Genomic DNA, 21,940 nt, shown 5'->3' with positions numbered 1-21,940 from the left:
GACATGCCTGAAGTGATCATTGTCGGTGCCGGATCATCAGGGCTGATGCTCGCCGCCGAGCTGGCCCTGGCGGGAGTCGGCAGCACGGTTTTCGAACGACGCCCGAATCAGGAGGTGACCGGGGCGCGTTCGCTCGCACTGCAGGCGCGGACACTTGAGCTCTTCGACCAGCGCGGTATCGTCGATCGCTTTCTCTCTGCCGGCCAGATCGATCAGGCGCTGGAGTTCGGCCGCGCACGCTTGGGAATCATCGACTTTCCCTCTCGACATCCGTACTGTCTGCGGCTGAGTCAACAGCGCACCGAACTCATCATGTCGGAGTGGGTCGCAGAGTTCGGGACGAGAATCGAATACGGCGTCGAAGTGACCGGATTCGACCAGGACCGCGGCGGAGTCGATGTCCGGTTGTCGGACGGTCGAGAGCTGCGGGCCGACTACATCATCGGGTGCGACGGAAGCCGCAGCCTGATCCGGCGGTCCGCGGGGATCGAGTTCCCCGGCTGCGATCCGACGATGAGCAGTCTCATTGCTGAGGTCGAGCTGGCGGAGGAGCCCGAATGGGGCGTCCACGAACACGAGTTCGGTACTCAGGCCTTCAGCCTGCTCGCCGATGGGCGGGCGAGCCTCGTGGTGTCCGAGAGACACCCGCAGGAGAATGTCGACCCTACTCTGGAGGACCTGCGCTCTGCGCTGATCGATGTGTGGGGAACTGACTTCGGCGCGCGCGGCCCGGGCACGATCTCACGATTCACGGACATGGCGCGTCAGGCCTCGGTCTATCGTTCCTCGCGGGTGCTGCTGGCCGGTGATTCTGCACATGTCCACTCGCCGGTCGGCGGCCACGGGATCAACACCGGGGTCCAAGACGCTGTCAACCTGGGGTGGAAGCTCGCCCAGGTGGTCAAGGGAACGTCGCCGGAGAGCCTGCTCAACACGTATCACTCTGAGCGTCACCCAGTCGGTGCGCAGGTCATCCACCTCGACCTGGCGGTGATGGCGTTGATGCGCCTGGACGACCGCTCCGTCGCCCTGAACGATGTCGTCACCGGCTGGCTCCGCATGGACGGGCCACGTAGATCGCTGGCCGGCACGCTGTCTGGTCTCGACACCCGTTACGGGGCCCAAGCCGATATCGCCGCAGCAGATGTGCACCCGCTCGTGGGGCGTCGCATTCCGAATCTGGATCTCCACACCTCGAAGGGAATTCTTCGCACTTACACGCTTCTGCACGGCGGTCGTCCTGTGCTGCTCAACCTCGGCGCACCGCGTGACATCGACATCACAGACTGGGGCGACCGAGTCGATCGGGTCGACGCTCGCTATTACGGCGGGTGGGACCTGCCGATGGTCGGTGAGGTGTCAGAACCGACTGCGGTGCTCATCCGCCCGGACGGCTACGTGGCCTGGGTCGGCGATTCCGGATCAGAGGGTCTGAACGAGGCGATTCGCTTCTGGTTCGGTTCCTGAGGGATCACGGCCTTCGGAGAGGCGCTGCAGTGGTGTCCGTGTCCCTGACGCTGAAGGGGACCCCGGACTGCAGCCCGCGCCAGCCGCACGTCATCGCCTCACCCAACAGGCTCAGACCGATGCTCAGCGTCACGGGTCGGACTGCCTCCTCGGCGCCGATGGCCTGGGCGCCGAAGTGCAGACAGGCGCTGGCTGCCAGGCTGAGCGCCCAGACGATGAGCGTCCTCACGGTGTACCGCTGATGAAGGGTTCCGTCCTTCTCGAAGAGCACGGTTGAGGCCCCGCGCAGCATGCCGAAGCCGATGCCGACGGCAACAGAGACGGCGAGGAAGATGATGTTCGCCGCAGTCCAGTGGTCGAAACCCCATAGATCCTTGATCGAGATGGCCAGCAGGATGAGCGGCGGCACGGCGAGATCCTTCGCGTCCACGGGCTCCCCGCGGAAGCGGCGAACGATGACGAACACGATGATGGCGATGACTGCGATGGCGATGAGTGCCGGATGCATGAGAAGCCTCCTTCAGCTTTGTAGCATGAACGTGCTAAAACGATAACACGATATGGCGCGACTATGCTATAAAGGACCTATGCCGAAGATCGTCGATCCCGTCCAGCGCCGTGAGGCCATCGCTGATGCCCTCTTCGCGATCGTCCTCAAGCAGGGCTTCGCCAAGGTCTCGCTGCGCGCGATCGCCGAGGAGGCCGGTCTGGCGATCGGCTCGATCCGGCACTACTTCACCACGGCTGAAGGCATTGTGCGCTTTGCGCTCGACACGCTCGTCGCGCGGGTCGGCGCTCGCCTCGAGGATCGCCTTGCTTCGCTGCTGCCGCGGCTCGATGCCGGCTCGCTCAGCGGAGATGCGGCCAAGGAGGCGACCGTCGATCTCCTGGCTGAGCTGCTGCCGCTCGATGAGGTGAGGCGACAGGAGTCAGTCGTGTGGTTGGCGTTTGAGGAGACCGCCCGGACGGATCCTGCGCTCACTGATGTCTTCGAGACCTCGGTCCGCGGTTCGCGGAAGCTGATGGCTCGAACGCTTGAGAGCATGTCGCGCCGAAAAGTACTACGGCGCGATCTCGACCTTGATCTTGAGGTCGATGCTCTGGCGGCGCTCGTCGATGGACTCACTCTTCGTTCGACTTTGCACCCCGAGGTACTTCCACCTGGGCGTGCCCGCGAAGTGCTCTCCACTCACCTGGAGGGGCTGCGGGGGTAGGGTTCCGTGGCCTCCGGCTGATCGTCCCCGTTCAGTTCACCGCCGGCGCGCGATGATGAGGCCGTCCCAGCCCTTGATGCCGACGGTCTGCAGCGCAGTGGCATCGAGGTCAGGGTTCTCAGAGATCATTCGCGTCACCGTCTGCACGCCGGACACGCGCGGATCATCCGAGTTCTCATCGGTGACCGCGCCGTTGCGCACGACGTTGTCGATGATGATCACCGCGCCGGGTTCGGTGAGCGACAGTGCCGCCTCGAGATACCTCGGATTGTTCGGTTTGTCGGCGTCGATGAACACGAGATCAAACGGCTCGGTGCCGGCGTCGATGAGGGCCCGAGCGGATTCTGCGGCAGGTCCGATATGGATCTCCACCCGGTCGTCCACCCCAGCACGGTCGAGGTTCGCACGCGCCGCCTCGGCGTTCTGTGGTTCGAGTTCGAAGGTGACGACGCGACCGTCGTCGCCGACGGCGCGGGCGAACCAGACCGTCGAATACCCGGCAAGAGTGCCGAACTCGAGGATCCTCTTCGCTCCTGCGACCTGGGCGATGAGGGCCAGGAACGCACCTTGGTTGGCGGCCACCTCGGCGTTGGGCATCGTCGTGTCCGCTCCAGACTCACGAGCCGCGATGAGCACGGCATCCTCCGGGGTGAGGTGCGCGATGAAGTAGTCATCGACCTCACGCCAAGCGGCGGTCGAGTCGTAGCGGTTGACCGAGGTCGCGTGTTCCTCGTTCATCGTCATAAAGAGATCGGCCGCTCAGGGCGTGCGCCGGAGCGAAGTCGGTCGACGTAGGTTTCTCCGTCTTCGGTTCGCGCGGACCACGAGCCGAATGCGGCTTTGACAGCGCTTAGGTCGGAACAGGTTTCACGCTTGCGCCCGTATACTTCGGTGACAGCATCCTGGATCAGTGCGGAGATCGAGCGTCCTGTTCGCTCCGCCTCAGCGTCGAGGAGCTGTCGCTCTGCTCTCGTAAGAGAGATCCGGGTCCGCGCCATGATGCAATTATCCACCATGGTGCGGACCCGTGCAGAGTGCTGGCTTCGATTGGGCCGTCGGTTCCGATTCCGCCGAGGCGGCTGTGGCTCAGGCGTCGGCCGCGACCGATTGTGCGCCCGAGCTCCGCTTGCGGCCCTTGCCCTGCTTTCCGGCGAAGAGGAACTGGTCGATGCTGAACCGGCCCGGGCCCGTGGCGGCGATGAGCAGGACACCGGCGGCCAGCGCAGCGACGAGCTCCCAGCCGCCCTGGTCGACGAACGGAGTCGGAGTGAGGTGGACGATCACGAGGGCACCGATGACGTTTGCGGCCAGAAGCACGCCGACCACCGGGGTCAGTGCGCCGAGGATGAGCAGTGCTCCGCCGATGAGTTCGACGAAGGTGGCGAAGGGCGCGGCGATCTCGGGCAGGGGCACTCCCATCTGCGCGAACGAGTCGGCAGTTCCGGCGACGGTCCATTCGTTGAACTTCTGCCAGCCGTGGGCGATGAAGATGACGCCGAGGATGATTCTGGCGATGGCGGTGATGATGTCGCGGGCGATGGTCGGAAATCCGGTCGTTGCATACATGCTGAACTCCAGGGTTGGTTGAAAGTGCAACCAACGCTATGGGGTGAACATGGCAGGACACTGAATGCGCATCTGCCCGCGATGGGGTAACGGCCCACCGCATCAGAACCCGTAGGCGGCTTCCTTCTCCTCACGGATGGCGGCGTAGGTCTGCGTCAGTACGATCGTGTCCTCGACGAGGCGGTCGAGGCGGGCGATGACATCCTCGCTGACGATCTGGCCCCGGTGCAGGTCGCGCTCCTCGACGAACACGTACGGAGAGACGACCTGCGCCTTCATGTACGTCAGGATCGGCAGGAGGTGCTGCTGCGGGATGAGGTAGTGCTTCGCCGATCCTGCCGTGGCAACCGCGGCCACGACCTTGTCGCGGAAAGCACCCACCGGCAGCAGGTCGAAGACGTTCTTCAGACTCGCGGGGATCGAGGCCTGGAAGATCGGCGTGCCGATGATGATCGCATCGGCGTCCATGAGAGCCGCGGTCACCCGCCCGGTGTCACCGGAGTATTCGGTGAAGTTCCGACCGTCGGCGAAGACCATGTCCGCCTCGGCGAGGTCGATGAGCGTGACCTCGATGTCGGGATCCTGCGCCATCACCGCCTGCGCGACGTAGTCCATTACGGTCCGCGTCTTCGTGCCGACGTTCGAGCCGGAGAGAACGACGATCTTCATCAGGCGGCGACCTCGGTGGCGGTGTACTTCTTCACGGCCGGAATGATCTCCGATCCGATGGTCTCGATCTGCTTCATCACCCGGTCATACGGCATCCCGCCGAAGTCGATCTGGCCGAGGTAGCGCTGATGACCGAAGACCTCGTGCTGGTGAAGGATCTTCTCGACGATCTGCTGCGGGCTGCCGATGTTGACGATGCTCGCCGGATCGACGCTCTGGGCGAAGAGCTGCTTGGGCATGCCCTGCCCGTTCGTGCGCTTCATCCCCTCATTGATGTGCGGGTAGAGCCCGCGCAGCGCCTCCTGCGAGGTCGGCGCCGTGTAGAGGAACCCGGCCGTGGCGATCGGCAGGGCGGCAGGATCGAAGCCGGCGTGGCGTGCCGCCTGACGGTAGGCGTCGACGGTGGGTTTGAACGACGAGGTGGTCCCGCCGAGGTGGGCCATCACCATGGGAACGCCCGCCAGTCCTGCTTTGACCGCGCTCGCCGGCGCGCCGCCGACCGCGCGCCAGATCGGCAGCGGGCTCTGCTCGGGGCGGGGGAGGACCTCGGCGTTGTTGAGCGGGGCGCGGAACTGGCCCGACCACGACACCGATTCCTCACGGCGGATCTTCATCAGCAGGTCGAACTTCTCCTCGAAGAGCTCCTCGTAATCGCGCAGATCGTAACCGAGGAGTTCGAACAACCCGATCCGCGAAGCGCGACCGGCGACGAGTTCGGCCCGGCCTCCGGAGAGGTGGTCGAGCGTCGCGAAGTTCTCGAACACGCGCACCGGATCCGAGGTGCTCAGGATCGTCGAGGTGCTGCCGATGCGGATCGTCGAGGTCGCCTGGGCGATCGCGCCGAGGATGACCGCGTGCGCCTGCGAGGCGAAGAACTCCTGATGGCTCTCGCCGACGCTGAAGAAGTCGAAGCCGGCCTCCTCGGCCGCCTTGGCGTAGCCGACGAATTCGCGGATGCGCTCGCCCGCACTCACCCGGGAGCCGTCGGCGGGATTCGGCAGATGATCGCCGAGGCTGTACATCCCGAACTGCAGCCCCTGAGTAGGGTCGAAGCCGACGGGATCCAGGGTGGTCGTGTTCTCGCTCAAGGTCTCTCCCATGCGTTTGAGACCGTCCCGCAGGGCCGATCTCGATTGATCATTTGCCCTATCAACTGATACGTGCGGAAATCTATTCCTCACCCCGCCGAAGTGGTGCACAGGTCCTCGCCGAGGCGGCTCAGCCGAGTCCTTCGAAGCTGCCCGCCGAGGTGGTCAGTCGTTCTCTTCTGCCGCGGTCCGTTCGGCGATGCTGTGGTCGTAGAGCTTCTTCATCAGCGCGTGCAGTGTCCGCTGCTCGTCCTCGTCGAGGACGTCGTCGAAGAGGGCGGACTGCTGGTGCAGCTGGGAGGGGAACGCGCGTTCGAGGGTCTCAAGCCCCGCCTCGGTGAGGGAGATGTGCTTGGTCTTCCATGTCTGCTCGCGGGCGATGAGCCCTTCGCGTTCGAGGCGGGCGAGCATCCGGGAGATGCCGCCGCCGCTGACGGTGAGCCCCTTGGCGAGGTCGGTCTGGGTGACGGGCTGGAAGTTGCGGATGTGAGCGAGGGCCTCGAATTGGGCGACGGTGAGGCCGAACTGGCGCAGGTGATCGTTCGAGAGCTGGTTGCTGTTCTGGACGAAGCGGACCATCCGCAGCCAGATGAGCGTGCTCAGCGACAGATCCTCCACCGCGCCTTCTCCTGTCGACTTCGTTTTCGCGTTTCGTCCTCACACTACCCGGGTCGGGGCGCAGCGAGGCGTTGCTCACCCGTACCGGGGGCGCAGCTGGGCGGTGAGCTGAGCGCTTAGGAGGGCGAAATGGTCCACTCAGGACCGGGTCGGCCCGACCATTTCGCCCACCCAAGGCCTCGAGATGCGACCACTTTGCCCACCCAAGAGTGCGTCTCGCGAGGTGCTGGCGCCCAAAGCGCAACGTGGGAGAATTGGGGCTGACGACGCGGCCAGCCACACCGGCCGCGGCGCTCGACGCAACGCACGATCCGCAGGACTGACATGGGAAGAGGTAATGCAGGTGAGTGAGACGAACACCGGCCTCCTCGGCGCCGGACGCAAGGCGGCGGTCATCATCGCCTCCACCTCGGCGGCCAGGGGAGAGGCTCCGGACACGACCGGCCCGATCCTCGTCGAATGGCTGCGCGGCCGCGGCTACGCAACCCCGGATGCCATCGTCGTCCGCGACGGCGAACCCGTCGGCGACGCACTCAGACAACTCCTCGTCGACACCCCTGAGGGAGACCGCCCACGCATCATCGTCACCAGCGGCGGCACCGGACTCGCCCCCGATGACAGGACGCCCGAGTTCACCGCCGAACTCCTCGAGCGCCAGTCCCCGGGCCTCGTCTACGCAATGTGGCGCAAGGGGCTCGAATCGACCACCTCGGCGGTGATGAGCCGCGGAGTCGCCGGCGTGCGCGGCCGTTCCTTCGTCATCAACTTCCCCGGCTCGAAGGGCGGGGTCAAGGACGGAATCACCGTCATCGACGACCTCCTCGAGCACATCCAGACCTCGGTCGAGGACACCACCGACCACGGACCCCGGGTCTGATCCGATGGCACAGCGCAAGGCCGTCCGCGCGCGGGTCCACAGATTCGACGCCACCGGTGAGATCTCCGCGGGCCCGGATTCCCTGGCCGGGGAGGAGCCGCTGGAGATCAACCTCGACGGCGAGCAGTTCTCCGTGACCATGCGCACCCCCGGCAGCGACGTCGAGCTCGTCGCCGGGTACCTCCTTTCCGAGGCGGTCGTGACCTCGATGGACGACATCGTCGAGATCGACTTCTCCGCCGGGCTCGCCCCCGACGGGTCCCGTAACTACAACGTCGCGAAGGTGCGGCTGCGGCCCGGAACCTGGAGCGCCGAGGCGGCTCCCGCCCGATCCGTCTACACCTCGTCCTCGTGTGGGATCTGTGGGACGGCGGCTATCGACGCGGTGACGAAGACGTCCGCCTACCCGCTCATCCCCGCCGCCTGCCACGTCGACGAAGACGGGGAGTACGAGTTCCCACCCATGCTCTCGGCCGCTCGCACCGGTGAGCTGCCCGACCGTCTGCGTTCCCAGCAGGCCGTCTTCGACAAGACCGGGGGAGTCCATGCCGCGGCTCTCTTTGCCGTCGGCGATGACCCGAGCGCCGAACCCGAGCTGCTCGTCTGCCGTGAGGACGTCGGTCGCCACAATGCGGTGGACAAGGTCATCGGCTGGGCCATGGCCAACAAGGGCCTGCCGCTCAGTCGCACCGTCCTGCAGGTCTCGGCCAGAGCCTCGTTCGAGCTCGTGCAGAAGTCCGCGATGGCCGGGATCCCGATGATGTCGGCGGTCAGCGCCCCCTCGTCGATGGCTGTCGAGCACGGCCGCAGCGTCGGCGTCACCGTGATCGGCTTCAACCGCCGTGGCCGGTTCAACGCCTACTCGTACCCCGAACGCGTGGCGTAGCGCCGGCGCTCGAGCTCACAGAGACGTGAGGATGCTCTTGAGCCTGCTCGCGGTCTCCTCGAGCTCTCGGGCCTGGTCGATCAGCCTCGCGTGCTCGCGCTCGAGCGTGGCCACGGTATCGGCGCTCGCGGCTCCATTCATGCACGGCAGGAGCTCACGGATCACCTCGGTCCCGAGGCCGGCATCGATGAGTCGTCTGTAGAGCAGTACCCGCTCCACATCATCGGCCCGGTAGCGGCGTTGGCCGCCGGAGGTTCGAATCGGGGCAAGGAGGCCCTGTTCCTCGTAGTAACGCAGGGCACGCGGGGTGCAGCCGGCCTGTCGCGCCGTCTCTCCGATGGAGAGGAGGGGCAGACGCGTTACCGGATGTGAATTCTGTGACATTCGCCTCACTCGCTTGAAGTTGACGCTGACGTCAGATTTTAGCATCGAATCACCCGCCGCACCTGGTGGGCGAACGAACGCCCGTTGCAATCAGTCGTCAGGAAGAGACTGCGCGGGCAGAGTTCGACCTCGCGGAGATCAGAAAGAGGAAAGCAGACATGAACATCGACAAGAGCATTGCCGTCGTCACAGGAGCCAACCGCGGTCTGGGTCGGCAGTTCGCCGCCCAGCTGCTCGAGCGAGGCGCATCGAAGGTCTACGCGGCCGCACGTCGACCGGAGGCCGTCGACCTGCCGGGAGTCGAGGCGATCCGTTTGGACGTCACGGACCAGGATCAGGTCGACGTTGTCGCCCGCAGGGTGGGCGAAGCGGACATCATCGTCAACAATGCCGGCTTTTCGTCCTTCGCCCGACTCGTGGACGGAGACATCGGCGACATCCGCCAGGAGATCGAAGTCAACTACTTCGGTGCCCTGCGCATGGTCAGAGCGTTCGCGCCGATCATGCGGAAACGCGGCCACGGCGGCTTCCTCAACGTCTCATCCGTCATGGCATGGCTGGGCTACGAGCATTCGAATTCCTACGGGGCATCCAAGGCCGCCAACTGGGCGATGTCGAATGGACTGCGAGAGGAGCTGGCCGGAACAGGGATCCAGATCAGCTCCCTCTTCCTCGGAAGCACCGACACCGACATGATGGCAGGCATCGATGTCCCGAAGAATCGCCCCGAGGAACTTGTCGCCACCGCCCTCGATCAGTTCGAAAGCGGGGTGAACGAGATCATCGCCGATGACGCCGCCGCAACGCTCAAGGCGGGACTGTCGGATGATCGCGGCCGGTTCACCACCTCCTCGTATCCCGAGCACGTGGCGTAGCCTGGAAGGGCAGGCCCGGGTGTGACCGACCATGAGCCAGGAAAGGCCGAACCGATGACACCACGACCATCGCTGACCCTCGATGAAGCCCGCACCGAATGGGACATCGACCGCACCTTCCTCGACTCATGCTCCTACGGTCCGCCGCCTCGGCGCGGGTGGGACGCCCTCCAGTCGTCCCTCGACGAATACCGGCGCGGAGCCCGACCGTGGCAGGGCTGGACCGGATCAGTCCAGACCTCCCGCGAACGCTTCGCCGAGCTCGTCGGCGTCCCCGCCGACTGGGTGGCCACCGGTGCCGCCGTGTCCCAGCTGCTCGCCCCCATCGCCGCCGCGCTGCCCGACGGCGCCGAGGTCCTCGTCCCCGACATCGAGTTCACCTCCGGGGTCTACCCCTTCGCCGTCCACGCCCACCGCAGCGTGCATGTGCGCACTGCGCCGCTCGAATCCCTCGCCGAGGCGGTCGACGACTCGACAGCGCTCGTGTCCTTCTCCGCCGCGCAGTCCGCGACAGGTGAGGTCGCGGACATCCCCACGGTCGTCGATCGCGCCGCCGAGGTGGGAGCGCTCACCGTCCTCGACGGCACCCAGGCCGCCGGCTGGCTGCCCCTCGACGGGGCCGGCGTCGACTTCCTCGCCGTCGCCGGATACAAATGGCTCTGCGCTCCACGAGGCACCGCACTGTTGACGATGCGACCGTTGACCAGCACATTCACCCCCGAGGCTGTGCGCGAGAGACAGGCAGAGTTCGCCTCCCGACTCACCCCGCTCGCGGCCGGATGGTTCGCCGCCGGAGGTGCCGCGAGCTACGGCATGCCCCTACAGCTCGCCGACTCCGCCCGAGCCTTCGACATCTCTCCTGCATGGCATTCGTGGGTGGGAATGGCTCCGGCTCTCGAACTCCTCCTCGGCATCGGCGTCGACGCGATCCATGACCACAACATCGGCCTGGCCAACGCCTTCCGCACAGGCCTGGGACTGGACGAATCGGACTCGGCGATCGTCTCCGTCGAGGTGCCGGAGGCAGGGTTGGCGCGACTCGACGAGGCCGGCGTCCAGTTCTCCGTCGCCGACGGGCGAGCACGCTTCGGCTTCCACCTCTACAACGATGACGACGACGTCGCGGCGGCCCTCGACGCCCTCCGCGGGAGGCTGTGAAGCGAGCTGTCCTCGACGCCGTCACTCCACCTCGGCGTCACTGCTCCTCGAGCACCTCGGCGCCGCTTTCCACGCCATCGGCATCGACCTCCCCGTCGCCCTCAGCGCTGTCCTCGCCGTCTCCGGCGGCCGTGTGGGTGTGCATGCGCATGCCTTCGGCGTTGAAGATGCTCAGCACCTGCGCAGACTGACCACCTGCGGCGGAGATGCTGTGCGGAACGCGCGTGTCGAACTCGGCGGCCTCACCGCGAGTGAGGATGAGGTCCTGATCACCGAGGCGGAGCCGGACCTTCCCCGAGAGCACATAGAACCATTCGAAACCGTCATGGATCCGCGGCTCCGGAGCCGCGGCGACCGGCGGATAGACGATCTTGAACGTCTCGACAGGCGAACCCTCCGGGGCGAGCGGGGTGATGACCATCCCGTTCCTGCGCACCGAGCGACGCCGGACCCGGGGATCCGGCGGGTTCGGCGTGACGAGGTCGTCGAGTCCGACGCCGAGGTGCCGAGTGAGCGGGATGAGCAGTTCGAGGCTCGCCTGCCGTTTGCCCGACTCAAGGCGCGACAGGGTGCTCGTCGACATCTCGACACGTGAGGCCAGCTGGTCGAGGGTCCACCCCTTGCTGGTGCGCAGAGCGCGCAGGCGCGGCCCGATCTGCTTGAGCTCGTCGGTCATGTCCGTCCCTCCGTCGTCCCTTCGCCCCGAATCCGAACGCCGAATGCGGCCGCCAGCCGTTCGGCGAATGCGCGTCCGCTGCGTCGAACGCCGAATCCCGCACCGGCCGAGGCAATGTCTTGCTGATTCTGCAAGAGAATTTGCAATAGCGCAAGTTCTGCGGTGAACTTGGAGGCATGAACGACAACGAGCACGTCAGCCCTACAGGCCACGAATCCTCACCCGAGGAGTACTGGGAGGGCGAATACTCCGGCAGCGAAGCGCGCTGGTCGGGCGAGGTCAACGGCACCATGGCCGAGGTCGTCTCCGAACTGCCCGCCGGGCCGGGGCGCTCGGCCCTCGACCTCGGATGCGGCGAGGGCGGCGACGCCGTGTGGCTGGCCTGTCAAGGATGGCGGGTGACCGCGATCGATATCTCCGCAACCGCCACCGGACGCGGTGCCGAACTCGCCCGGACGGCCGGCGTCAGCGAAGCGATCACCTGGGTCACTCGCGATCTGGCGACCTGGGAGACGACGGAGACCTTCGACCTCGTCACCGCCTCGTTCTTCCACTCCACGGTCGAACTGCCCAGGGAGCAGATCCTTCGCCGGGCGGCCGGACAGATTCGTTCCGGCGGTCACCTGCTCCTCGTCACCCACGTCTTTGAGGGACCGGATGACATCCCCGAGTGGTCGCTGCGCTACCACGGCACCGACGACCCGAACGACCCCGAGCTGCAGAACCACTTCAGCGTGCTCAAGACCCCGAGCGAGGAAGTGGCTGCGCTCGACCTCGACGATGCCGACTGGACTCTTGAGAAGCAGGAGATTCGCCTCCGCGAAGCGACCGGCCCCGACGGTATGGAAACGGCAACCGTCAAAGACGGAGTCATCCTGCTGCGACGCAACTGACCCGACAACCGGCCCGTCCATACCCTGACCCGGTCGCGCCCGCACCTGACCCGACAGCGGGGCCACCCAGGCCCGGCCCCGTCCATACGCTGACCTCTCCCACTTGCGCGCCCTCCGGCCAGCTACGATGCAGATCTGGAGCCCGTGGCCGCGGGTGCTGAGCCAGTGGCCGCGAACGCAGGCAGCGCAATCACGCGCAGAACGACAGCAGAGCGCGGAACGACAGTGGGGGAGCAGCGGATGGCCGGCACCGAGCAGAAAGCTCCGGGAATCGGACTGATCACCGTCCTCCTCGGCGCGGTCGCCGCCGGACCGATCCTGCTCTACGGCCTCAGCGCCACCAGTGACTCGATCATCGCCGACCTCGGCATCTCCGAGGGCCACTTCGGCCTGCTCGCGACCGCCTGCTTCGGTGCTGCGGCCATCGGCAACGTCACGATGGGCAGGCTGGCCGACCGGCACTCCGACCTGGCCCTCATGGCCTTCATCTTCATCCTCAGCACGCTCGCCCTTCTCCTGGTCGCCGTGCCCGACGGATTCGGGATGCTGCTTCTCGCCGCGATCCTGGCCGGGATCGCCCAGTCCTTCCCCAACGGCGTGACCAACCGGATCCTCCTCGAACGCGTCCCCACCGCCAAACGGATCGGCTGGGTCGGCGTCAAACAGTCCGGTGTCCAGGTCAGCCAGCTCGTCGCGAGCCTGGCCTTCCCCGTCCTAGCGATCGGCCTCGGCTGGCGCGGCGCGGCCCTGGCCGTGGCGATCATCCCCATCATCCTGCTCGTCATGACCTGGAGATCCCTGCGCACCACCCCGCTGCTTCCCGCCACGACCACCAACACCCCCGCCGAGGCGGCCGAGCCGACCGCGGACGCTGAGCCCGTATCCGGGACGGCCGACATCGCCGAGGCGGCCGAACCGACCGCGAACGCTGAGTCCGAATCGGGCCCAGCCGACACCACCCCCGCGCCGGCAGTGCGGGCAAAGCACCCGGGCGTGGTCTGGGCTCTGGCGGCCTTCGGGCTGCTCAACGGCATCGGCGTGCAGGCGACGAACGTGTACATGCCGCTGTTCGCCGTGCGCGAGCTCGACTTCTCCCTCGTCCTCGGCGGCGCGACCGCCGCCCTGTCCGGAATCGTCGGCGTCATCGCCCGAGTCAGTTGGGCCAGGCGCATGGCCAAGGGTGTCTCGGGTCCGCACCTGCTGCTCACGCTCGCCTTCATCGCCCTGGCCGGTGCCGCGCTGTTCTTCACAGCCGGGGCGACCGGATGGGCGGTGCTCATGTGGTTCGCAGTGGCCCTGCACGGGATCTCCGCGCTCGGGGTCTCGGTGGTGCTCATGTCTGCACTGATGCGAGTCATCCCCGCGTCATCGATGGTCTCGGCCAGCGGCATGGTCACCGCCGGAATGTTCTTCGGCTTCGCACTCGGGCCGCTCGGCATGGGACTGCTCGTCGGCTCGGCGGGCGGCTTCTTGCTCGGATGGATCGTCGTCGGAGTCGTCTATCTGCTGTGTGCGCTGCTCGCCCTCGCGCTCATCCGCCACCGCACCCGAAGCTGATGAAGACCGCAGTACGCGACGAGTAGGCTGTCAGCGCGCCCGCAGGCGGACAGAAAGGCGCCCCGCAGGCGGACAGAGATATGACGGCCGCTGATCCCGCACGGGTGATCGGCGTGCTGGCCAAGCTGATGAGCGAGTGTTAGCTTGGCCGCATGAAGGCCACACGACTGACTCAGATCACGACAATCTGCACGCTCAGCGCCGGACTCGCCCTGGCGGGGTGCTCGAGCTCCGGAGGCGACAGCTCCTCCGACTCCCCGGCGCCGGATGTAACGCAGAGTGAGAGCCAGGAGTCCGGCGACAGCGGCGCCGCGGACAGTTCGGAGAACGCTGACGACTCCTCCTCGGCCTCGACGACACCCGAAGACGCCGACCTGAGCACGACGAAGCCGTCCACCTCCGCCGAGGACGCGGTGAAGACCGCCGAAGACAAGGTCAAGGCGAAGGACGGGATCCTCCATACAATCGAGCTCGACTTCGACAGCGACGACGGCAAGTGGGAGTACGACATCAAGATCATGGACGGCGACACCGACCACAAGGTCGTCATCGATGCCGATTCAGGCAAAGTCATCCGCGACGAGTCCGAAAGCAGCGATGACTCCGAGAAGTCCATCGACCTGAAGTCCCCGATGACCTATGACGAGGCCTTCGAACTCGCGAAGAAGAAGGCCTCGGGCACCCTGGCCGGGTGGAAGCTCGAATACGACGACGGCCAGCGCGAATACCAGTTCGACTTCGACGACAACGGCGACGAGGTCGAGGTCACCGTCGACGTGGAATCGAAGAACGTCACGACCGACGACTGACGAGCTGACCGTCCTCGGGCGACCCGACCGCGCACTGACGGACGGCCCGCCCCTGACGGCCAGCCCGTCCGCCGGGCCTGCGCTATAATAGAATGCATGTCCGAATATGAGACTCCGGCGCAGGATTCCGAGACTCCGGCGTGGATCACCCGCTATCGGAACTTCAAGACGCTGTGCTCCTTCGTCTGCGGGGAGTACATCCGCTTCTACCTCACCACCGGCTGCGACCAGATCACCTACACGCATTCGCAGATCACCGAGGGTCTGCCGAACTACTCGTGCCGCCTGACCTCCGTCGACGGGGCGGTGCTTCTGCTGTCGCTCGACGACTGGCTGGAGCGTCTCGACGAGGTGCAGCTGCTCGTGCGGAACTGGTTGGGCGAACACTCCGACCTCAAGGGGTGCAAGCCGGAGAAGTCGCATTATCAGGGCGACCGCTACTGGTTCACGCGGTGGCAGGACGCCAATCCGTGGTGAGGGTCCTGGTGAGGGCCCGGTGGGCGGACCGCCGAGCTCGGTCAGCGAATCGCAGCATCGACACCGGCCGGGGCGGCCACAGTAGAATCGGAGCATGCGCAATCGAGTGATCGTCATCGTCTTAGCCGCCCTGGCGGTGCTCGGACTGGTCGCCGGCATGCTCGGCGGCACGCCCACCTGACTGGCTGGTCAGGGACTCGGCTGGCCTCCGTTGACGTTGAGTGTCTCACCGAGGACGTAGCTCGACTCCGCCGAGGTGAGGAAGACATAAGCGGGCGCCAGCTCCGTCGGCTGTCCTGCCCGACCCAGCGGAGTATTCTTGCCGAAATGCGGAAGAGCCTCCTTCGGCTGGCCGTCGGAGACCTGCAGAGGAGTCCAGATCGGTCCGGGGGCCACGCCATTCACACGGATGCCTTTCGGCGCCAGTTGTGTGGCCAAGCCCTTGGTGAAATTGTTGATCGCCGCTTTCGTCGATGCGTAATCGATGAGATGTGACGAGGGGGAATAGGCCTGTATGGAGGTCGTGTTGACGATCGTCGATCCGGGTTCGAGGTAGTCGAGTGCGGCCTGGCAGATCCGAAACATCGCATGGATATTCGTCTGGTAGGTCTCCTCCCATTGCTCATCCGTCAGCTCTGCGATGTCGTCGACGGCAATCTGTCGACCGGCGTTGTTGACCACGGCGTCGAGGCCCCCGAGTCCCTCGGCGGCTCTGCGGGGGAGATCGCGGCACCAGTCCCGATCGGACAGATTCCCTGGCAGAGGGAGGGCTGTGCGGCCTTCAGCGCGGATGAGTTCGCAGATGTGCTGTGCGTCTTCCTCCTCTGCCGGAAGATAGGACAGTGCAACGTCGGCGCCCTCTCTGGCGAAGGCGATGGCCACGGCGGCGCCGATCCCGGAGTCGGATCCGGTGATGAGAGCCCGGCGTCCGCGGAGTCTGCCTGTGCCGGTGTAGCTGTCTTCGCCTCGGTCGGTGCCGGGGATGAGTTCGGCATCAAGGCCCGGCTCTGGCTGATCCTGCTTCGGGGGTGTGATGTCGGGAAATCGCGTGGTGGGATCTTGGAAGGTCAGCTGGTCGCTCATCGTCCTCCTCCTTTGTCACGGATGGTCTCTGTGCGTCCGGTGTCGCAGACGGGGCCTGAGTCAGGACTTCTGCTTCGTGCGCCGACTGCTCTCCTTCTCGAGAGCAGCGATGAGTTCCTTCTTCGTCATCGACGAGCGGCCCTGGACACCGAGCCTCTTCGCCTGTTCGTAGAGGTGGCCTGTTGTGGCCTCGGCGTTGACTCCGCCTGCCGTTGTGCGGTCTGTGTTCTTGCCTCCGGCGCTCTGTGCATCCGATGGCCCGGAGGAGTCCTTCGCCTCCCATCTGTCCCCGACCTTCTCGAAACTGTGTTTGAGAGCGTCATAGGCCACCTGGTGGGCTCGCCGCTCATCACCGTATTCGTCGACGGCCGAATCATAGGCTTTCGAAAAGGTGCGCTGTGCCTTACTGCTCGACCTCTTCAAGGTTGCGGGCAATTCGGCTGCTTTGGGCTTTCCCGTCTTCGTCGTCTTCGGCATGGTGGATTCGAATCCTCTCGTGTCGGGGTCCGGCCAGGATAGTGCAGCAGCGGCGACTGCGTAAGGGGGTGCGGGTGATCCTGCACCCCTATCGCCTGCACTCGGTGCCGAGTACCGTGAGCGGCAGATGTGCACAGCGGTGCACGACCGAGTGCAGGGGAGGTGCCCGGTGGCTCGCCACGAGCAGAAGGTCATGGTCGAGGGGCATCGGGTGTCCTTGGCCAATCTCGACAAGGTCCTCTATCCGGAGACCGAGACGACCAAGGGAGAGGTCCTCGACTACTGCGCGCAGATCGCGCCGTACCTCATCCGTCATACGAAGAATCGGATCGCCACTCGCAAACGGTGGGTCGACGGTGTCGGCACTCCCGCTGAACCCGGCGCGGCGTTCTTCGAGAAGAACCTCCCGGATTCCGCACCGTCGTGGATTCGCTCCCGAGCGATCCGACACTCCACGGGCACCAAACGCTATCCCCTGGTCAACGATGCAGCGACACTGACCTATCTCACCCAGATGGCCGCGCTCGAGATCCATGTGCCCCAGTGGACGGTGCGGCCGGGCGCGAAGGATCCCGGCACGATCTACTCAGAGACCAGGCACCCTGACCGGATGGTCTTCGACCTCGATCCGGGCCCAGGCCGTGGTCTCGCCGACTGCATCGAGGTCGCCCAACTCGTCCGCGAACGGCTCAAGGACATGGACCTGGAATCGTACCCGGTGACCAGCGGCGCGAAAGGCGTCCATCTCTACTCCCCGTTGGACGGTGCGGCGAATTCGCAGCACATCTCCGATGTCGCCCATGAGCTTGCCCGCAGTCTGGAAGCCGACCACGGAAACCTCATCGTCGCTGCAATGAAGAAGACCCTGCGGGAGAACAGGGTGCTCATCGACTGGTCGCAGAATTCTGCGGCAAAGACTACGGTGACCCCGTATTCGCTCCGCGGACGCTTCACCCCGTTGGTCGCAGCCCCGCGCAGCTGGGACGAATTCGACGATCCGGCAGCCGTCGAGCAGCTGCGATTCGCCGAAGTGCTCGACCGGATGGACGACACCGGCGACCTTCTCGAACCGCTGGCCGAGGCCGTCGACCGCGTCACCGCCGAGTGAGCGAACCGGGCCGGATAGCTCGTTCCTCGCTGCGGTGACCGGCAGTGAGATCCCCGGCATGCTCGGCGCACGCCCACTTGAGTCGTCGTCTCAGCCCTCCCAAGCGTTGTCGGTGAAGAAGCCGTCGATCCAGCCGGGCAGGCGGTGCCCGTCCTTAGCGGTTTCAAGCGTGTAGGGGGCGACGTGGAAGCCGGCCTTGTCGAACGCGTGCATGTCCTTCTTCGGCAGCTTCGTACTGGGGCCGACCCATTCGATGCCGGCGTCCTTGATCTCGTCGAGGGACTCCTCGGGCATGGTCGCCCCGGTGAGGTAGAGCGAGGTGTACCCGCGTTCGGCGATCGTCTTCGCCGCGTCGAAGTCGAAGGACTGGACGATGAGTGAGTCGGCCAGTCCGCGCTCGTCGAATTCGTCGAGCACCTGATCGACCTCCGCCGAGGTGGCCCCGGGCTTGATCTCGGGCACGAGGACGACATCGCCGCCCATTTCGTCGAGGAGTTCGTCGAGGGTGACGGTGGCGGCGTCCTCTCCTCCGGCCGGGTGCTTGATGGTGGCTGCGTCCCATTCTTCGCGGCTGAGATCCCGGATGGGCCCGCTGACGCCATTGAGCGTGCGGTCGGCGGTGTCATCGTGGATGAGCACCGGGGTGCCGTCGTCGAGGAACTGGATGTCCATCTCGGGCAGGAATCCGTCCTTCGCCGAGGCAGTGAATCCTTCCATGGATTCCTCGGGGTAGACGTTGGCGCCGCCTCGGTGGGAGATCGTGGTGGGGAATGTCAGGTCGGTGACTTTGTCGGGTGCGGTGAAGTCGCTGGGGGAGCCGAGTCCTGGAGCGCCGTCTCCAGCTGAGCCGAGGCTCGCGGCTGTTGCGGGAGCGATGCCGGCACCGAAGGTGGCCGATACCGCGAGTGCTGCGGTGGCGATGATCGTGAGTGGACGGGTGGGCGTGGATTTCGCATTCTGTGTTCTCACGCCAGCGACGCTAGGAGCGGCAGGCGACCGTGCGGCGAAGACGCCGTGAACGTCATCGGCAGGTCAGGAGAACGTGTGAAGAACGCGCGATTGGGGTATGGGAAGTGCCAGCAGTGCTGAGCGACGTCAGTCGAACAGGTGTTGCTCGGGCAACGGTCACACTAGATGACCGGGTACAGGGCTGCTCGTCGTGCACCGCCGGCTTTTGTCGAACGCATTAGCGTTCCCACTATGGGATGGGGTGCTCGCCCTTCGGCAGCGGGATCCCGAGGAGGAGGCTGTTGATCGAGAGTACATGAGAATAGATCGTCTTCGGCGCAACATCCGGATGTTTCTTGATCTCAGGATTGTCCGAGTTGAACATTGTCAATTGATTGACTATGGGAGCGACGATTTCAGTGCTGTAGGCGTACTGCGGCGATCGTGCTGATGTGACGATGACAGAATCAGGCGGAACGGTGAGTTCACCACCTGCGGCCTGTCGAATCAGACTCTCGAACACCTCTTGCTTGGTCTGGGGGAATACGCCGCCAGTCGTGAAATGATAGTCATTCTCGTTCTCCACATACCATTTGTCAGACAGAATGGGGTCGACCGCCACGAATTTCCACCCACCGGTGAGGCCGTGGAAGAGGGCTCCAGTTCCGCCCTTAGACGCACCGAAGAACACTACATTGGAATCGTCCAAACCGCAGTTGGAGATTGTAGTCCTTACGAGCCGTTGGATTCGAGCACTGTTGTCAGGCGAGAAACTTGTATTCAGGTAGAAGGCGCCCTTGACTCCGCCGATGTCCGCGATGCGCAGTATGGCGGTGTTCCGTGGAACATACTTCATCAGAGTGGCGAATGAAGGGCGAAAATAGCGGATCAGTCGTGGCTTCGAATTGATGGGCGACATGATAACTACGAGTCGCTCCACGACTCCTGAGGCTGGTTGCTCGAGTACGTGGACGATGCCCTGCTCGGAAACGGCGAATGTTCCGTCCTTGACTGCTGGCCAGTGATGCACAATTCGATCGTGTCGGACGAAACGGCTTTCGTTGTGCGTGTTGTAGTAGAGCGAGTAGCCGAGGTTGGTGAGTTTGAGCAGAAGTTTCTTCGTCGCCTGGTTCCTCAGCGAGAGCTTCATCATGTCAGTCTCTGGGTCGTTTGCCGTGGTCGTGTCGACTCGGAAATAGCGCGGCAAGCCGCCATTCGCACTCACCATCGAAGCGATATTGTCGGGATCTGTCTCGAGCGTCAGCCACAGAATATTGTTATTCACCGCTGTCCTTCCTGATGGTGTTTCCCATCAGAGACAGCATGTGCAGCCAGCCTTCTCCAAAATTGGGATGCGCCGGGAAACATGACAAGTTCGTCGAACTGAGCATCACCGAAGATGCGACGGTATTCGCGGTGATACATATCGTCCAGGAGTACGTCCTTTGTTTTGATCGGTTCTTTCGAGCGGGACACGAGTGACTTCAGCCGCACCCAACGGGACAACGGTTCTTCCGCTGTCTGGTGACGTGTAGTGCCTTTGCGAATGCGAGCTTCAGCCTCGGCAGAAGTCATAACCATCTCGAAGTCGTTTCGCGTGATCACCGAGATTGACAAACCCAGCTGTCGGATGTGGTCCATGGCGGACTTGTTCGAGTTCACTGAGCGTGCAACAAGCAGAGTGACGTCTCTGTCGCCGCGTTCAGCAGCTTCACCCACTGATCTGAGGAATTCTTCTGTCTTCTTTCCGTTATCGAGACGCCCTCCCCAGAATATGATGCTCGGGCGTTCACGAGTCTCGATCAGATTGACGTCAGAGGCATCGTCACGGATGAACCAATTTATGGTTCTGCTCGTTGCATTTCCGTCGTCGTGAGGGCAGAACTTCTTTTGTGCGCTCCGGTAGTGCTTAGTCGGAACATAGTCGTCGGAAATCAAACCGTTGACGGTTGCCACGAGTTCGTCGGCAGTAGCGACGATTGGCCCAGGGAGCTCACTCTTGTCCAGGAGGAGCCCGCGTTCATCCGCGTAGTGACCATAGTCGTAAAGGTAGTGGACGATCGGTCTGCCGGTCGCCAGGAAGTCAAAGAAGATGCTTGAGTAGTCCGAAATGAGCAGATCGGTGATGCCGAGCAGCTCATTCGTGACTATGTGCGAAGGGGGCACGATGACGTTGCCGTAATCGACATTCTTGATATGACGGAGCATGATGTGGTGGGCCTGGAAGATCACGTTCGCGTCGAGCTTCATCAGGCTGGTGATGTCCTTCTCGAGCTGTTCAGCGTCGAAACGTGCTGATCCCTTGTTGCCGCGCCACGTAGGGGCATACAGGATTGTCTTTTTGGCGGGATCGAGGCCGAGTTGGTCTCTGATCCCTTCCCCATCGTCTTTCGAGAGATTGAGAGTCAGATCCTGTCGCGGGTAGCCGACTTCGGCCATAGAGCCGGAATATACTCCACGGAGCGAGAACCTCGAAAGCTCAGTCTCAGTCATATCTGGGCACGGGGTCAGCACATGAGTGGCCTGGAGGAGGTTGTAAACGCTCCCGGCAGCTCCGAGAGGTGAAGACTGGGTTCTGCCGAGTGCTTTGTACGCGATTCCATGCCAAGTGTTGAGGTACTTCTGCTCAGGCTTGCGAACGAAATAGTCGGGCAGGAGCGAGTTGCCGATCACGAACCCTGCCAATGCAAGGAAGTACTGATAGGCGTCGGTATTTCGGGTGACGAAAGTGACCCGGGGATCGTCTTCGAAGTCATCGGGAATTAGATCGAACGAACGTACTGACCAGACGTGGTGATAGTCGCGAAACTCAGGCTCGTGGTACAGGCGGATGAATAAGGCGTACGGAGAGTCCATCATTCGCGCACCGGACATGCTCTCGTAGAAGATCACTTTGAAGTCGCTGGGGACGGTGTCGCAGTAATCCGCCTGTCGTGTCTTGAGCTCTTCAGCATCGATCAGCTTCGTTGTCCAGAAGTCATTGTCGGTCGCCGTTTTGCAGTGGCGCAAGAGGTGCTTTGATGTCCTGCGTGTCGTATGGCGTGCCACGTTCCAACTCCCGATCGATCATATTGGGTTGTCCGATGTCCATCTCAATTCTCGCTGACGCG

Annotated in this window: 24 protein-coding genes; 11 read left to right on the top strand and 13 right to left on the bottom strand. The window is 64.3% G+C overall.

Going from position 1 to position 21,940, the window contains the following annotated elements; translation table 11 throughout:
* Positions 1–3: 3 nt before the first annotated feature.
* The gene (locus GUY23_RS14675; protein WP_166973481.1) at positions 4–1,467 is read left to right on the top strand and encodes an FAD-dependent monooxygenase; all 1,464 of its coding nucleotides are present in this window, start codon (positions 4–6) and stop codon (positions 1,465–1,467) included.
* 4 nt (positions 1,468–1,471) lie between these two features.
* On the opposite strand, the gene GUY23_RS14670 is transcribed toward GUY23_RS14675, so the two are convergent.
* Positions 1,472–1,975 (bottom strand): DUF1453 domain-containing protein, encoded by a 504-nt coding sequence (locus tag GUY23_RS14670; protein ID WP_166973479.1) that lies wholly within the window; start codon positions 1,973–1,975, stop codon positions 1,472–1,474.
* Between the two features lie 79 nt (positions 1,976–2,054).
* Between GUY23_RS14670 and GUY23_RS14665 the strand changes: the two genes are divergently transcribed.
* Entirely contained in the window at positions 2,055–2,681 is a 627-nt protein-coding gene (locus GUY23_RS14665) for a TetR/AcrR family transcriptional regulator (RefSeq protein ID WP_166973477.1), read from the top strand.
* 36 nt (positions 2,682–2,717) lie between these two features.
* Here the strand turns inward: GUY23_RS14665 and GUY23_RS14660 are convergent, their stop codons facing one another.
* From GUY23_RS14660 to GUY23_RS14640, 5 genes are all read right to left on the bottom strand, one after another.
* Positions 2,718–3,425, bottom strand: a complete 708-nt coding sequence (locus GUY23_RS14660) for an O-methyltransferase (RefSeq protein ID WP_228282400.1) — start codon at positions 3,423–3,425, stop codon at positions 2,718–2,720.
* Between the two features lie 342 nt (positions 3,426–3,767).
* Complete coding sequence (locus tag GUY23_RS14655; RefSeq protein ID WP_166973475.1) at positions 3,768–4,247, bottom strand: DoxX family protein; 480 nt, start codon at positions 4,245–4,247, stop codon at positions 3,768–3,770.
* A gap of 102 nt (positions 4,248–4,349) precedes the next feature.
* Positions 4,350–4,916, bottom strand: a complete 567-nt coding sequence (locus GUY23_RS14650) for an NADPH-dependent FMN reductase (protein ID WP_166973474.1) — start codon at positions 4,914–4,916, stop codon at positions 4,350–4,352.
* Positions 4,916–6,004: an LLM class flavin-dependent oxidoreductase gene (locus GUY23_RS14645; RefSeq protein ID WP_228282398.1), complete on the bottom strand. Its 1,089-nt coding sequence runs from the start codon at positions 6,002–6,004 to the stop codon at positions 4,916–4,918. The genes GUY23_RS14650 and GUY23_RS14645 overlap by 1 nt, the downstream gene beginning before the upstream one ends.
* Before the next feature lie 165 nt (positions 6,005–6,169).
* The gene (locus GUY23_RS14640) at positions 6,170–6,622 is read right to left on the bottom strand and encodes a MarR family winged helix-turn-helix transcriptional regulator (RefSeq protein ID WP_166973469.1); all 453 of its coding nucleotides are present in this window, start codon (positions 6,620–6,622) and stop codon (positions 6,170–6,172) included.
* A 337-nt stretch (positions 6,623–6,959) separates the two neighbouring features.
* On the opposite strand from GUY23_RS14640, the gene GUY23_RS14635 reads away from it, so the two are divergent.
* Both GUY23_RS14635 and fdhD read left to right on the top strand, forming a co-directional pair.
* A complete protein-coding gene (locus GUY23_RS14635; RefSeq protein WP_166973467.1) occupies positions 6,960–7,499 on the top strand; it encodes a MogA/MoaB family molybdenum cofactor biosynthesis protein in 540 nt (179 codons plus the stop codon).
* A 4-nt stretch (positions 7,500–7,503) separates the two neighbouring features.
* Positions 7,504–8,385, top strand: a complete 882-nt coding sequence (gene fdhD, locus GUY23_RS14630) for a formate dehydrogenase accessory sulfurtransferase FdhD (protein ID WP_166973464.1) — start codon at positions 7,504–7,506, stop codon at positions 8,383–8,385.
* Between the two features lie 15 nt (positions 8,386–8,400).
* Here fdhD and GUY23_RS14625 read toward each other — a convergent pair whose 3' ends face one another.
* Positions 8,401–8,769 carry a MerR family transcriptional regulator gene (locus GUY23_RS14625; RefSeq protein WP_166973461.1) on the bottom strand — a complete coding sequence of 123 codons (369 nt, stop codon included), beginning with the start codon at positions 8,767–8,769 and terminating at the stop codon, positions 8,401–8,403.
* 158 nt (positions 8,770–8,927) lie between these two features.
* On the opposite strand from GUY23_RS14625, the gene GUY23_RS14620 reads away from it, so the two are divergent.
* Entirely contained in the window at positions 8,928–9,644 is a 717-nt protein-coding gene (locus GUY23_RS14620) for an SDR family oxidoreductase (protein WP_166973458.1), read from the top strand.
* A gap of 54 nt (positions 9,645–9,698) precedes the next feature.
* On the top strand, positions 9,699–10,802 hold the full coding sequence (locus tag GUY23_RS14615) for an aminotransferase class V-fold PLP-dependent enzyme (protein WP_166973455.1): 1,104 nt from the start codon (positions 9,699–9,701) through the stop codon (positions 10,800–10,802).
* Between the two features lie 37 nt (positions 10,803–10,839).
* Here GUY23_RS14615 and GUY23_RS14610 read toward each other — a convergent pair whose 3' ends face one another.
* Entirely contained in the window at positions 10,840–11,478 is a 639-nt protein-coding gene (locus GUY23_RS14610) for a helix-turn-helix domain-containing protein (RefSeq protein WP_166973452.1), read from the bottom strand.
* Positions 11,479–11,654: 176 nt separating this feature from the next.
* On the opposite strand from GUY23_RS14610, the gene GUY23_RS14605 reads away from it, so the two are divergent.
* From GUY23_RS14605 to GUY23_RS14590, 4 genes are all read left to right on the top strand, one after another.
* The gene (locus GUY23_RS14605; RefSeq protein WP_166973450.1) at positions 11,655–12,371 is read left to right on the top strand and encodes a class I SAM-dependent methyltransferase; all 717 of its coding nucleotides are present in this window, start codon (positions 11,655–11,657) and stop codon (positions 12,369–12,371) included.
* Positions 12,372–12,611: 240 nt separating this feature from the next.
* Positions 12,612–13,928: an MFS transporter gene (locus GUY23_RS14600; RefSeq protein WP_166973448.1), complete on the top strand. Its 1,317-nt coding sequence runs from the start codon at positions 12,612–12,614 to the stop codon at positions 13,926–13,928.
* Between the two features lie 152 nt (positions 13,929–14,080).
* Entirely contained in the window at positions 14,081–14,737 is a 657-nt protein-coding gene (locus tag GUY23_RS14595) for a PepSY domain-containing protein (RefSeq protein WP_166973446.1), read from the top strand.
* 96 nt (positions 14,738–14,833) lie between these two features.
* Positions 14,834–15,214 carry a hypothetical protein gene (locus tag GUY23_RS14590; RefSeq protein WP_166973444.1) on the top strand — a complete coding sequence of 127 codons (381 nt, stop codon included), beginning with the start codon at positions 14,834–14,836 and terminating at the stop codon, positions 15,212–15,214.
* A 189-nt stretch (positions 15,215–15,403) separates the two neighbouring features.
* On the opposite strand, the gene GUY23_RS14585 is transcribed toward GUY23_RS14590, so the two are convergent.
* Together GUY23_RS14585 and GUY23_RS14580 are read right to left on the bottom strand one after the other, a co-directional pair.
* Positions 15,404–16,297, bottom strand: coding sequence for an SDR family oxidoreductase (locus tag GUY23_RS14585; protein ID WP_166973441.1), 894 nt, complete (start codon positions 16,295–16,297; stop codon positions 15,404–15,406).
* A 60-nt stretch (positions 16,298–16,357) separates the two neighbouring features.
* Positions 16,358–16,774, bottom strand: a complete 417-nt coding sequence (locus GUY23_RS14580) for a ChaB family protein (RefSeq protein WP_166973439.1) — start codon at positions 16,772–16,774, stop codon at positions 16,358–16,360.
* A 169-nt stretch (positions 16,775–16,943) separates the two neighbouring features.
* Here GUY23_RS14580 and ligD point away from each other — a divergent pair, with 169 nt between their 5' ends.
* Positions 16,944–17,882 (top strand): non-homologous end-joining DNA ligase, encoded by a 939-nt coding sequence (gene ligD / locus GUY23_RS14575; protein ID WP_166973437.1) that lies wholly within the window; start codon positions 16,944–16,946, stop codon positions 17,880–17,882.
* 90 nt (positions 17,883–17,972) lie between these two features.
* Here ligD and GUY23_RS14570 read toward each other — a convergent pair whose 3' ends face one another.
* The 3 genes from GUY23_RS14570 to GUY23_RS14560 form a co-directional block, all read right to left on the bottom strand.
* Complete coding sequence (locus tag GUY23_RS14570) at positions 17,973–18,851, bottom strand: glycerophosphodiester phosphodiesterase (RefSeq protein WP_166973434.1); 879 nt, start codon at positions 18,849–18,851, stop codon at positions 17,973–17,975.
* A 229-nt stretch (positions 18,852–19,080) separates the two neighbouring features.
* Entirely contained in the window at positions 19,081–20,115 is a 1,035-nt protein-coding gene (locus GUY23_RS14565) for an XcbB/CpsF family capsular polysaccharide biosynthesis protein (protein WP_166973432.1), read from the bottom strand.
* A complete protein-coding gene (locus GUY23_RS14560; RefSeq protein ID WP_166973430.1) occupies positions 20,112–21,878 on the bottom strand; it encodes a CDP-glycerol glycerophosphotransferase family protein in 1,767 nt (588 codons plus the stop codon). Before GUY23_RS14560 ends, GUY23_RS14565 begins: the two co-directional genes overlap by 4 nt.
* Positions 21,879–21,940 lie beyond the last annotated feature (62 nt).

It is taken from the genome of Brevibacterium atlanticum, from assembly GCF_011617245.1.
GTDB lineage: Bacteria > Actinomycetota > Actinomycetes > Actinomycetales > Brevibacteriaceae > Brevibacterium > Brevibacterium atlanticum.
This window is presented reverse-complemented; position numbering and strand designations above follow the sequence as displayed.